This window comes from Thalassolituus sp. LLYu03 (assembly GCF_050507655.1).
Taxonomy (GTDB): domain Bacteria; phylum Pseudomonadota; class Gammaproteobacteria; order Pseudomonadales; family Oceanobacteraceae; genus Venatoribacter.
Genome location: NZ_CP191496.1, coordinates 549,495 through 561,686, shown reverse-complemented (window position 1 = coordinate 561,686; position 12,192 = coordinate 549,495). Strand labels below are relative to the sequence as shown.

Here is a 12,192-nt window from a genome sequence, read left to right as displayed (position 1 = left end):
CCTTAACGACCGTAACTGACGATTAACCGACATTCATGGCAACCGGCTATTTCACTGAATTTAAAGCCTTCGTGCGCACTCGTCTGCCGAACGGCGCGGGTTTCTTGTTATGTGGCGCCCTGCTGACCGGCGGCCAGCACGCGCTGGCCGCCGCCGATGCCAACGGCCAGCCTTTGCCGCCGTCCGGGGACACCAGCGCCGCCGCGCCCACCAGCCCGGATGCTCAGGCCAGTGCGGGTCAGGCGGGTGACTCAACCAATCCAGATCCAGCACAGCCGCCTGCTGACAACGCGGCCGGCAACTCTGCTGACAACCCGGCCGATGCATCAGCCGACGAAAATCAATCGGTGCCGCTACTGCCACGCGTTCTGCCGGATGAAGAACGGCTGCGCCATCAGGGCGTGATGAGTTTTCTCGACGACCATCAGCGCGATGACGAAATGGTCGAACTGGTGGCCGGCGAAACCCACTTTTACGGCCTGTTGCTGCAGGAAACCGCCGGCAAACCGCAAGGCGGCATCGTTATTCTGCACGACACCGAACAGCACGGGCACTGGCCGGAAATCGTCGCCCCCCTGCGGGAACGTCTGCCGGCCTACGGCTGGACCACACTCAGCATCGAACTGCCGGACGCACCGCCGTTATTACCGCCTGAGCGCCCTGTGTATGAGGCCGCCGCCGAACCCGAAAACAGCCAGCCCGCCGACACCTCTGCCGCCGCACCGGCGTCTGACAGCGCCAGCGCCGACAACGCCACCGCTGCAGACAAAGCCGACAGCCAGGGGCCTGTGGGGGAGTCCGCCGACACAGCCGAAGCCACCAACCCGGCCAATGAACCCGCCCTGCCGCGTCTGGAAAAGCTGCCGCCACTGCCTGCCGCCAAAGCCGCCGCCAGCGTGAGCGAAGAAACCCAGATCAACCGCGACGATGCCTACCGCGAGCAAATGGCACAGCGCATCCGCGCGGCCGTGAGTTACCTGAATCAGCGCGGCCAGCTCAATATTGTGGTGGTGGCGGTCGGCAGCAGTGCCGGCTGGGCCGTGGATTTCATGCAGCAGCGACCGAAAACCGTGGTGAAAAAGGACAAAGGTCAGGAAAAAGACCGTGGCTACACTCTGGTGCTGGTCGACGCCACCGACAGCCGCTTATCCCGGATTCCCCTCAGCCAGAGCCTGAGTGAACTGGAAATCCCGGTACTCGACCTGATCAGCCCGCAAGGCGTCGCCCCGCAGTGGGCGGTCGAACAGCGCGCGGGGCGTATGCGCCACCACCAGCGCGGCCTGTACCAGCAGATCGACGTGCCCGCCTTTGCCTTGCAGTACGACGACAATAACCCGGTCATCCGTCGTATTCGCGGCTGGCTTAAGACCCACGCCGCCGGCACTGAGCTACCGACTGGCTGAGGCCTGTCTATACTTCAGAGGAATTTCAGGACGGAAACGCTATGGCCACTCCCATTTTCGTAACCGCTGCCAGCATCGCTGCCGAATTGCATCAGGCCATGCTGGAAGCCAAAGGACTCGCTCTGACGGCCAAAAACGCCCGCGCACTGGCGGTTCGCGCCGGCTCGAAAACCGTGGGCTTTAAAGCCATTACCCATTTTATCGACGAACTGGCGTCCGACATTATCCGCCAGTCGCAGTACATCAACGGTGTATCAGAAAAGCTGTCGCAGCATGCGGTGGCCTTGTGGCGGGCGTCGATGGCGGCCGATAAATTCGAGTGGATATCGAATCAGCACAGCCACAATCTGACCTCGCTGCAGAAAGCCATGAAACAAAGCTACGCCGTGCGCGAAGATCTTTCGCACCAGTTATCCAAGGGGCTGCGTGAGCTTGAACAGCAGCTGGAAGAAGGCGACAAACACATCCGCACCGCCAATTTAATTGCCACCTCCAGCAAAGTGGAGGCGGCCTCGGCCGGTGATTTCCGCAATCAGCTGGAGGTGATTGCTCAGAATATTACCGATACGGCCGATAAAATCCGGGCGCATCTGAGCCGGGCGCGGAATCTGCTGGGCCAACGACAAAAACACATCTGATCCGTAAGGACGAGCAACTAAGGAAAGCACCATGCTGGCGACTGTTCTGTACGAAGACGGCGATCACCGCTGGATCATGTTCGGCCGCGATCCGAATAAAGCGGAAGGGATTATTGATACCAACCAATACCTGATTCAGAGCGGGCATCAGGCCATTCTGCTGGATCCGGGCGGTATTGAACTGTTCGCCCCAATGCTGTCGGCGGTGCTGAAATACGTGCCGGCCGAACAGATTACCCACCTGTTTGCTTCACACCAGGACCCTGACATTATTTCGTCACTGGGGTTATGGGATCAGGCACTACCCAACGCCAAGTTGTATTCGCCCTGGCTGTGGGAGAGCTTTATCCGTCATTTTGGTATGGAACGCATCGAATATTGCGCCATTCCGGATGAGGGTATGACCATTAATTTCGGCAATATTCAGCTGCAGTTTATTCCGGCGCATTACCTGCACTCGTCCGGCAATTTCCATGTGTACGACCCGAAAGCCAAGATTCTGATGAGTGGTGATGTGGGCGCGGCTCTGGAACACACAGATGCGCCACTGTGGGTCGACAACATGGCCAACCACATTCCGAAGATGCGCAAATTCCATCAGCGCTGGATGCCATCGAATGAAGCCAAACTCGACTGGATCCGCCGTGTGCGCCAGTTGGATATTCAGATTATGGCGCCGCAACATGGCCGTCTGTTTCAACCACCGATGGTGAATGAATTTTTCAACTGGTTTGAAGAATTACCGGTCGGTATTGCCATCCGCTGAAACAACGGAGCGCCGCAACAGCGGCTGAAACAGGCATAAAAAAACGGGAGCAGGCTCCCGTTTTTTTATGCACGGAGAAGGGCTTACAACAAAATGCCACCCACGGTTGCAGCAGCAATCATCACCATCCACACCGACACACTGCGCATATGCAGTTGCTGCCATTCCTGCAATTCCTGCGCAGCGGTTTCACCACCTTCGGCAATGCTGTGCCAGGTACGTTGCTCGCCATTATTACTCAGCGCACTGCACGCCACCTGAAACAGAACATCGGCGCTGTTGGCATTCAGTTGCCATAAATAGCTTTGCCATACCGGCAACGCGCGCATGAAGTTGCCCGCCAGTCCATAGGTCAGCCCCAGCAGGCGGGCCGGAATCCACTCCAGCCAGTGCAGATAACGGCCGGCTTTTTCATCGCAATCGCTGGCTCGGGCGTACTGAACACTGAACCAGGCCAGCAGTACGCCGGCCACATCCGCCACCATGTACCAGAACACCATCAGGAAGAAATATTCAAACCAGCGGTGCATTAAGGCCTTAATTACCTGCTGATTCAGGTTGTCGGCGTCTTCCGATACTGACGCCTCCGGCACCGCCAGATACTGTTCGGCACACAGAAAAGCACCCTGAGTGTCGCCACTTTTCAGATCATTCTGATATTCCTTCAGATGACGTTCTATACCGCTGTGCGACAGTACATACAGCAGCAAAAGAATTTCCAGCGCAAAGCTGATCAGCCCCCATAAAAAGCGATCGAGATACCAGAATGCAAAGGCCATCAGCAGCGTCGGCAATACCACGATCAGGGCAAATTTCAGATGGCGCGGTAAGCGCATGAACCACTGTTGTGGCTGAAAGAAACCCAGCCAGCGGGCAAACGAACGGCTGCGGGTGCTGCGCTGTGGCAGCGGCAACTTGTACTGGGCCAGCAGTGAGATAAACAGAATCAGAAACTTCATACGGCGTCCTCCTGATAATCCTTCAGTGCGCTGAACAGACGCTGCCAGCGGAATGCGCTGCCGGGGTCTGTTTTACGCCCCGGCGCAATAAATTCGTGTCCGGTAATGCGGGTGATGGTCAGCGCCGGATATTCGCGCATCAGTGTCACCAACACCTCCGTCAGCACCTGGTATTGCTGATCGGTATAGGGCGTAGCGTCCGTACCTTCCAGCTCAATACCTACAGAATAGTCGTTGCAATCAGGACGGCCGCTATAAACCGAGCGCCCGGCGTGCCAGGCCCGATCGTTAAAGTTGACGAATTGCACCAGAGTGCCATCGCGCTCGATCAGCAGATGACTCGACACCTTAAGTTCCGCGATTTCCTGAAAATACGGGTGATCGTCCGGATTCAGGCGATTCTGAAAAAATGTCTGCACATAACCGCCGCCAAACTGACCCGGCGGCAGACTGATGTTGTGCACCACCGCCAGCGATATTTCGCCGGCCTGAGCCTCGGGTCGCGCACCGAAGTTCGGCGACGGACACCAGATGGCCGGCGTAATTCGTCCGGCAGAGATTGAAAATGTCATCAGAATCGGATTCCGCGAGCCAATTATCCGCTTTAGCCGGCCATCATCATTCACCTTGTTTGGCGATAACAGCCCATCGCTTTATAGTTGCCCGATATAACCAGAAAGAGAGGGGCTTTGCATGCTGGATTTTATTAACACACTCAACGGCGTGGTATGGGGCGTACCTATGCTGTTACTGATTGGTCTGACCGGCCTGTATCTGACGCTGGGCCTGAAGGCCTATCCGATCCGCAACATCGGCCGGGGCTTTTCTTATTTATGGAAAAACCGTCAGGGTCACGGCCAGGGCGAGATTTCTGGCTTCAATGCCTTGATGACGTCCCTGTCGGCAACGATTGGCACAGGTAACATCGCCGGTGTGGCCACCGCCATTGCCGCCGGTGGTCCGGGCGCCCTGTTCTGGATGTGGATGATTGCTCTGGTGGGCATGGCGACCAAGTACGCAGAAGCGGTGCTTTCTGTGCACTACCGAGAAAAGAACCCGGAAGGCCATTTCGTCGGTGGCCCTATGTATTACATCCGCAACGGCATGGGTAAGAATTTCGGCTGGCTGGCCGTGGCCTTTGCTTTCTTTGGCATGCTGGCCGGCTTCGGTATCGGCAACGGCGTGCAGGCCAATTCGGTGGCCGATGCCCTGCACGGCGGTTTTGGCATTCCGGAATGGGTAACCGGCGTCATCATTGCCATTCTGGTGGGCATGGTGCTGCTGGGCGGCATCAAACGCATTTCAGAAGTGGCCGGTAAGCTGGTGCCGTTTATGGCGATTGCTTATGTGCTGGGCGGTCTGGTACTGCTGGCGATCTTCGCCGATCGTGTACCGGCGGCCATTGCACTCATTGTTGAACAGGCCTTTACCCCAACCTCCGCCGCTGGCGGCTTTGCCGGTGCCACCGTGTGGGCCGCGATCCGCTTTGGTATTGCCCGCGGCGTCTTCTCTAACGAAGCGGGCCTGGGCAGTGCGCCCATCGCCCACGCCGCAGCACAGACCGACAACCCGGTCCGTCAGGGCAGCATTGCCATGCTGGGCACCTTCATCGACACCATCATCATCTGTTCCATCACAGGTCTGGTGATTGTGGCCTCAGGCGCCTGGCAAATGTGCGCGCCGGAAGCGGCTGAATGTACCGCAGGCATGGCACTCAGTGGCGCACCACTGACCAGTCTGGCCTTCAGCCTCGGCCTGCCGTCGGTTGGCAGCTACATAGTGACGCTTGGTCTGGCGATTTTCGCCTTCACCACCATCATTGGCTGGTCTTTCTACAGCGAGAAATGCACTGAGTACCTGTTCGGTGTAAAATCCGTGCCGGTTTTCCGGGTGATCTGGGTGATCGCGATTCCGTTTGGTGCCACCTACCAGCTTGATGTGGCCTGGCTGATCGCCGATACCCTCAACGCACTGATGGCAATCCCTAACCTGATTGCCCTGCTGGTGCTGAGCCCGGTGGTATTTAAGCTGACAAAGAGTTTCCTGACCCATGGATCTGAGCCTGCACAAAAATGATATCGCCCTGTCTGTTCAACGCGCTCTTGAGGAGGACGTTGGCAGCGGTGACATCACGGCTCAGCTGATCCCGGCAACCCAACAGGCCAAAGCGCGCATCATTACCCGTGAGCGCGCCATCATCGCCGGGGTTGCCTGGGTAAACGAAGTATTCCGCCAGCTGGATCCGGCGGTGAATGTGGTCTGGCGCGTACGCGAAGGCGAATGGGTGCGCCCGGATCAGGTTCTGTTTGAACTGCAGGGCAGTGCCCGTTCGCTGCTCACCGGCGAGCGCTGTGCGCTGAACTTCCTGCAGACTCTGTCCGGCACCGCTACCCGCTGCCGCCACTACGCCGACCGCGTCGCCGGAACCGGTGTTAAGCTGCTCGATACCCGCAAAACCATCCCCGGCCTGCGCCTTGCTCAGAAATACGCGGTCAGCGTCGGCGGCTGCTTTAACCACCGCATCGGCCTGTACGACGCGTTCCTGATCAAAGAAAATCACATCATGGCCGCAGGCGGCATCAGCGCTGCGGTGCAGCAAGCACACCAGATTGCGCCGGGTAAGCCGGTTGAAGTGGAAGTGGAAAACACCACCCAGCTCAACGAAGCCATCGACGCTGGCGCGGACATCATCATGCTCGATAACTTTACCCCGGAAAGCATGATCGCTGCCGTGCAGCAGGCGCGCCAGCGCTCTGGCGGGCGGGTGAAACTTGAAGCATCCGGCGGCATCACCAACGACACCCTGCTCGATTACGCCCGCACCGGCGTCGACTTCATCTCCATTGGCGCACTGACCAAAGACTGCAAAGCCATTGATCTGTCGATGCGGCTGGTATGAGCATCGATTAAGAAAGCATCAGGAGTGACAAATTTTGTCACTCACTGACACCCTGCTGGCTATCCAGCCCAGCTAAATGCGACACGTATCAAAAAACTTGTGAAATCAGGTAGTAATGTCTTGCGAGCCCCCGTGTTGATAGGCAAACTTCAGCTCATGTCATAACGCATGACTGGGTTGTCCGGCAGCGGCCAGCCAATAACTAAAAATCTCAATCGAGAGTGGAGAATTCTTATGAAAGCTCAAAAAGGTTTTACCCTGATTGAATTGATGATCGTTGTTGCGATCATCGGTATTCTGGCTTCTGTTGCACTGCCTGCCTACAAGAGCTATACAGCTCGTGGCAAACTGTCCGAAGTTATTCTGGCATCCGCGCCTTGCCGTGGCGCAATCAGTGAAATCGCCGATTCTGGTCTGCGTGCCGCCCCAATTGCTAACGGTTTTGGCTGTGGTGAAGATGCTGTTGGTCCTATCTCTCAGTATGTTCAGGCGATTACTACAAGCGCTACCGGTGTAATTACCATTCGCGCACGTGCGATCAACAACGACGTAGTATCAGGCTCTACTGACGAAATCACGTTCACCCCGTACACCGATGCAGCTGCAACCACTGTGGCAACTTCTGCTGACTTCGTTGCCGGCACCAACAAAGCCATCCGTGCATGGAAATGCGCAGCCGGTGCTAATCCAATCCCAGACAACCTGCTGCCTGCTTCCTGTAAGTAATAGGTTATTGGTTTAAAAGCCCGCCCTGTGCGGGCTTTTTTATTGCTCCGCAATCATAGTCTGATGGGCTCTAACTGGTGAAATAGCAAGGCCTCTGATATGTTTGGCACATTATAAGAGTAAGTTAAGAGGAAGGCCTGATGGCAGTTTTAACGGGGTTACCGCGCCGATTGGTTGAGCAGAACCTGATCTCCGTCCAACAGGCTCAGGATATACTGGCTAAGGCACGTCAGGACAAAAGCAGCTTTGTGTCGGCAGCGGTTTCCTCCGGGCAAATCAAAGCGCGAGCTATTGCACTGCTGGCTTCTGAGGAATTCGGACTTCCCCTGCTCGATCTGCACAGTTTCGATATGGAACTGATACCAGCAGACGTTGTAAAACGAGACTTGGTTGAAAAACACAGGGTTTTACCTTTGTTTCAGCGCGGTAATCGTCTGCACATAGCCCAAAGCGATCCATCAGCAATGCTGGCTCTTGACGAGATCAAGTTTGCAACCGGTATGGCGCTTGAGGCGGTTCTGGTTGAGGAAGACAAACTATCCCAATATGTTGATAAGTTCTTATCAGCCAACGACAACAGTCTGGGCGACCTTGATGGTGAGCTGGACGATGTCGACCTCGAAGACCCCGACGCGAGAGAAAAGGAAGCAGAAACCGACAAGGATGGCGTCGGAGATGATGCCCCAATCGTCCGTTTCGTGAATAAGATGCTTCTGGATGCTATCAAGGGTGGCTCTTCCGATATTCACTTTGAGCCTTACGAGAAACGGTATCGTGTCCGTTATCGCACAGACGGTGTGTTACATGAAGTGTCCAGCCCACCAGTCAACCTTGCCGGTAAGATTGCTGCACGTCTGAAAGTGATGTCACAGATGGATATTTCAGAGCGGCGCATCCCCCAGGACGGCCGTATCAAGATGAAGCTATCCAAAACCAAAGCCATCGATTTCCGCGTGAATACGCTGCCAACGCTATGGGGAGAGAAGATCGTACTGCGGATTCTGGACCCATCATCCGCCAAGCTTGGTATCGACATGCTTGGCTACGAGCCGGAACAGAAAGATTTGTATATGGAGGCTTTAGCGAAGCCACAAGGCATGATTCTGGTTACCGGCCCAACAGGTTCCGGTAAAACCGTATCTTTGTATACCGGACTGAACATTCTCAACACCGAAGACACCAATATTTCGACGGCGGAAGATCCGGTGGAGATTAACCTCGAAGGTATCAATCAGGTAAACGTAAACGCCCGGGTAGGCCTCGACTTTGCTGCCGCATTGCGTTCTTTCCTGCGTCAGGATCCGGATGTGGTGATGGTGGGTGAGATACGGGACCTTGAAACAGCCTCTATCGCCATTAAGGCCGCCCAGACAGGTCACTTAGTATTGTCAACCCTGCACACCAACAGCGCCCCTGAAACGCTGACACGCTTGGCCAACATGGGAGTACCGGCGTTCAATATTGCAACCTCTGTCAGTCTGATCATTGCACAGCGATTGGCCAGGCGCCTCTGCTCTGCCTGTAAGCAACCGGCAGACATCCCGAATGATAGACTGGTAGAAGAAGGATTCAGCGAGGATCAGATCAAAGGGGCACAGATATTCAAACCCGTTGGCTGTGATCAGTGCAAACAAGGTTACAAAGGCCGTGTTGGTATTTATGAAGTAGTTAAAATTACTGACAACATATCCCGTATTATCATGGAAGGCGGGAACTCGATTGAAATTTCAGATGCTGCAAGAAAAGAAGGTTTCAACGACCTAAGAGCGTCTGCGTTGATCAAAGTAGCGCTCGGTGTTACCAGCCTGGAAGAGGCTAATCGGGTAACTACAGACTAGCCTCAAAAGCAAACACAGGAATATCGGGCTATATGGCGACGAAAAAAGAAAAAAAGAGTGCTTTTGCGTGGGAGGGTGTCAATCGCAAAGGTCAGAAAGTTAAAGGCGAAATGACGGGGCAAAATGGTGCCATCGTAAAAGCCCTCTTGCGCAAGCAAGGGGTCACCCCAACCAAGGTTCGTAAAATTGCTCAGCCGTTATTTGCTTTTGGTGGCGGTAAGAAGAAAGTAAAACCGTCCGACATTGCTTTCTTTATCCGGCAAATGGCGACGATGATTAAAGCTGGCGTACCGTTAGTTCAGTCATTCGATATTGTTGCAGACGGTATAGACAACCTGACGATGAAAGAAGTTGTTTATGGATTACGCGACTACGTTTCTGCGGGTAATGACTTCGCTACGGCCTTAAAACAGTACCCGCAGTATTTTGATGATCTTACCTGCAACCTGGTTGAATCAGGAGAGCAGTCTGGCGCCCTTGAAACTATGCTTGACCGGGTCGCAAACTACAAAGAAAAAACCGAGCTACTTAAAGCCAAAATCAAAAAAGGCATGATGTACCCGATTATCACTTTGACAGTGGCTATGGTGGTAACTGCAATTCTTTTGATTAAAGTGGTCCCGACATTTAAGGAAATGTTTGATAGCTTTAATGCGGAACTGCCAGCTCCGACGCAATTCGTTCTGTACCTTTCAGAAGGAGCGCAAGCTTACTGGATGCCTGTTCTGGGTTTACTGATTGGTATTGGCGTCGCATTCTCGCAGTCAATGAAACGCTCTCCTGCCTTTAAAGACAATTTCGAACGCTTTGCTCTCAAGCTTCCAGTATTCGGCGATTTAATTCAGAAAGCAGCGGTTGCCCGCTATGCCCGCGTTCTTTCAACTACCTTTGCTGCTGGCGTTCCTCTGGTTGAAGCTCTTGAGTCTGTAGCAGGTGCAGTAGGTAACGTAGTGTACCGACAAGCCGTTTTACGAATCAGGGATGAGGTATCCTCTGGTCAACAAATGCACTTCGCCATGCGCTCTACCGGTGTATTTCCCAACATGGTCGTACAAATGACCAGTATTGGGGAAGAATCCGGTGCCTTGGATCAGATGCTTGATAAAGCAGCCACCTATTTCGAGAATCAGGTGGACGATGCAGTTGACAATATGACGACCCTGATGGAGCCATTTATCATGGCATTTTTGGGCGTCGTGATTGGCGGTCTTATTATTGCAATGTACCTTCCTGTATTCCAGATGGGTCAGGCAGTGTAACCAATGAACCTATCTGATGTTGTGACCAACCTGACCCCAGAGATGAAGGCTTCAGGGGTGATACTGATCAGCCTCCTCATCGGCAGCTTCCTCAACGTGGTTATCCTGCGCTTCCCCATCATGCTGTTCCGCAGCTGGAAGCGTGACCTTGAAGAGATGCCAGAGAATCTGCCGGATCATCCGGCACTGAAAGACCTGTCAAAGCCTTACAACCTGCTGAAGCCGGATTCGCACTGCCCTAAGTGCGGAGCGCCTGTGCGCGCCTGGCAGAATATTCCTGTGCTGAGCTGGGTTCTGCTGCGCGGTAAATGCGCGTCCTGCAGTACCCGCATCGGCCTGCGCTATCCGGCGGTTGAGATAGCAACCGCTCTGTTCAGCGCGGCTCTGCTGCTGGTGTACCCATGGGGCTGGCAACTCGCCGCTATGCTGATCTTCACCTGGATGCTGATTGCCATGTCGGTCATCGACATTGACCATCAGATTCTGCCCGATACCATGACCCTGAGCCTGATGTGGCTGGGTCTGCTGATTAACAGTCAGGGCCTGTTCACCGATCTGGAAAGCGCAGTTTACGGTGCGGCGGCAGGTTACCTGTCGCTGTGGTCGGTATTCTGGCTGTTCAAACTGCTCACCGGCAAAGAAGGCATGGGCTACGGCGACTTCAAGCTGCTGGCCGCTCTGGGCGCCTGGCTGGGCGTTCAGAACCTGCTGCTGATCATTCTGCTGTCGTCGGTGGTGGGCGCCGTCGTCGGTATTGCCGGTATTCTGATTCTGGGCCGGGACCGCAATCTGCCGATTCCATTTGGTCCCTATCTGGCCGCTGCGGGCTGGATCACGGCCCTGTGGGGCGACGATATCAGCCGTCAGTATCTGGGAATGATGGGAATTCACTGAGCATGGTCTGGGTACTGGGTCTGACGGGTGGCATCGGCAGCGGCAAAACTGCGGCCAGCGATTACTTCGCCAAACTCGGTATCTGCGTGGTGGACGCCGATGTGGTCGCCCGCGAAGTGGTTGAGCCCGGCGAACCCGCCTGGCTCGCCATCCGCGACCGGTTTGGTGCCGACGCCTTTCTGGCCGACCAATCGCTGAACCGGGCATGGCTCCGGCAGAAAGTATTTGCAGAACCCGGTGAACGCATCTGGCTTGAGCAGCAGACGCACCCCCGCATCCGTGAACGCATCATTGAGCAGCTGAGCAAGGCGACATCCGCCTATGCTGTACTGGTATCGCCCCTGCTGTTTGAATCCGGGCAGTCAGCATTAACGCAGCACACCCTGCTGATTGATGTACCCGAGCCGGTGCAAATCGAACGTGCCAGTCAGCGCGATCAGAACAACGAAGAACAAATCCGTCGTATCATTGCGGCGCAAATGTCGCGCGCCGACAAGCAGGCGAAAGCCAACGACGTCGCCGACAACAGCGGCACACTCGCCCACCTTCACCAACAACTGGACCAGCTGCATCAGCGTTATTTAACGCTGGCAGCATCCTGATCAGGTAATCCGAATGAAAGTAAATTGCCCCACCTGCAGTAAAGAGGTGGAATGGACGCCCGACAGCAAATACCGTCCGTTCTGCAGCGAACGCTGCAAGCTGATCGATCTCGGTGAATGGGCCAGCGAAGGCCACGCCATCCCGGGTGCGCCGGCCGATGAAGTGCTGATGTCCGAAGAATGGGATCAGCACAAACCGTATAACTGA

13 protein-coding genes are annotated in these 12,192 nt (G+C 55.2%); 11 read left to right on the top strand and 2 right to left on the bottom strand.

What is annotated here, in order from left to right:
• Nucleotides 1–35: 35 nt before the first annotated feature.
• From ACQUQU_RS02710 to ACQUQU_RS02700, 3 genes are read left to right on the top strand one after another with little or no spacing between them, the layout of a single operon-like run.
• Nucleotides 36–1,403 carry a DUF3530 family protein gene (locus tag ACQUQU_RS02710; RefSeq protein WP_430461712.1) on the top strand — a complete coding sequence of 456 codons (1,368 nt, stop codon included), beginning with the start codon at nucleotides 36–38 and terminating at the stop codon, nucleotides 1,401–1,403.
• A 41-nt stretch (nucleotides 1,404–1,444) separates the two neighbouring features.
• Entirely contained in the window at nucleotides 1,445–2,041 is a 597-nt protein-coding gene (locus ACQUQU_RS02705) for a hypothetical protein (RefSeq protein WP_430461711.1), read from the top strand.
• A 31-nt stretch (nucleotides 2,042–2,072) separates the two neighbouring features.
• Entirely contained in the window at nucleotides 2,073–2,807 is a 735-nt protein-coding gene (locus ACQUQU_RS02700) for an MBL fold metallo-hydrolase (protein WP_430461710.1), read from the top strand.
• A gap of 83 nt (nucleotides 2,808–2,890) precedes the next feature.
• Here the strand turns inward: ACQUQU_RS02700 and ampE are convergent, their stop codons facing one another.
• Complete coding sequence (gene ampE, locus ACQUQU_RS02695; protein ID WP_430461709.1) at nucleotides 2,891–3,766, bottom strand: regulatory signaling modulator protein AmpE; 876 nt, start codon at nucleotides 3,764–3,766, stop codon at nucleotides 2,891–2,893.
• Nucleotides 3,763–4,338: a 1,6-anhydro-N-acetylmuramyl-L-alanine amidase AmpD gene (ampD, locus tag ACQUQU_RS02690; protein WP_430461708.1), complete on the bottom strand. Its 576-nt coding sequence runs from the start codon at nucleotides 4,336–4,338 to the stop codon at nucleotides 3,763–3,765. The genes ampE and ampD overlap by 4 nt, the downstream gene beginning before the upstream one ends.
• 121 nt (nucleotides 4,339–4,459) lie before the next feature.
• Here ampD and ACQUQU_RS02685 point away from each other — a divergent pair, with 121 nt between their 5' ends.
• From ACQUQU_RS02685 to yacG, 8 genes are all read left to right on the top strand, one after another.
• Nucleotides 4,460–5,842 (top strand): alanine/glycine:cation symporter family protein, encoded by a 1,383-nt coding sequence (locus ACQUQU_RS02685; RefSeq protein WP_430461707.1) that lies wholly within the window; start codon nucleotides 4,460–4,462, stop codon nucleotides 5,840–5,842.
• Nucleotides 5,817–6,665, top strand: a complete 849-nt coding sequence (gene nadC, locus ACQUQU_RS02680) for a carboxylating nicotinate-nucleotide diphosphorylase (protein WP_430461706.1) — start codon at nucleotides 5,817–5,819, stop codon at nucleotides 6,663–6,665. The genes ACQUQU_RS02685 and nadC overlap by 26 nt, the downstream gene beginning before the upstream one ends.
• A 234-nt stretch (nucleotides 6,666–6,899) precedes the next feature.
• Nucleotides 6,900–7,391 (top strand): pilin, encoded by a 492-nt coding sequence (locus ACQUQU_RS02675; protein WP_430461705.1) that lies wholly within the window; start codon nucleotides 6,900–6,902, stop codon nucleotides 7,389–7,391.
• Nucleotides 7,392–7,531: 140 nt separating this feature from the next.
• Nucleotides 7,532–9,229 carry a type IV-A pilus assembly ATPase PilB gene (gene pilB / locus ACQUQU_RS02670; protein WP_430461704.1) on the top strand — a complete coding sequence of 566 codons (1,698 nt, stop codon included), beginning with the start codon at nucleotides 7,532–7,534 and terminating at the stop codon, nucleotides 9,227–9,229.
• A gap of 32 nt (nucleotides 9,230–9,261) precedes the next feature.
• A complete protein-coding gene (locus ACQUQU_RS02665; protein WP_430461703.1) occupies nucleotides 9,262–10,488 on the top strand; it encodes a type II secretion system F family protein in 1,227 nt (408 codons plus the stop codon).
• 3 nt (nucleotides 10,489–10,491) lie between these two features.
• Entirely contained in the window at nucleotides 10,492–11,382 is an 891-nt protein-coding gene (locus ACQUQU_RS02660; protein WP_430461702.1) for a prepilin peptidase, read from the top strand.
• Nucleotides 11,383–11,384: 2 nt separating this feature from the next.
• Nucleotides 11,385–11,984 carry a dephospho-CoA kinase gene (gene coaE, locus ACQUQU_RS02655; RefSeq protein WP_430461701.1) on the top strand — a complete coding sequence of 200 codons (600 nt, stop codon included), beginning with the start codon at nucleotides 11,385–11,387 and terminating at the stop codon, nucleotides 11,982–11,984.
• Between the two features lie 13 nt (nucleotides 11,985–11,997).
• Nucleotides 11,998–12,192, top strand: coding sequence for a DNA gyrase inhibitor YacG (gene yacG, locus ACQUQU_RS02650; RefSeq protein ID WP_430461700.1), 195 nt, complete (start codon nucleotides 11,998–12,000; stop codon nucleotides 12,190–12,192).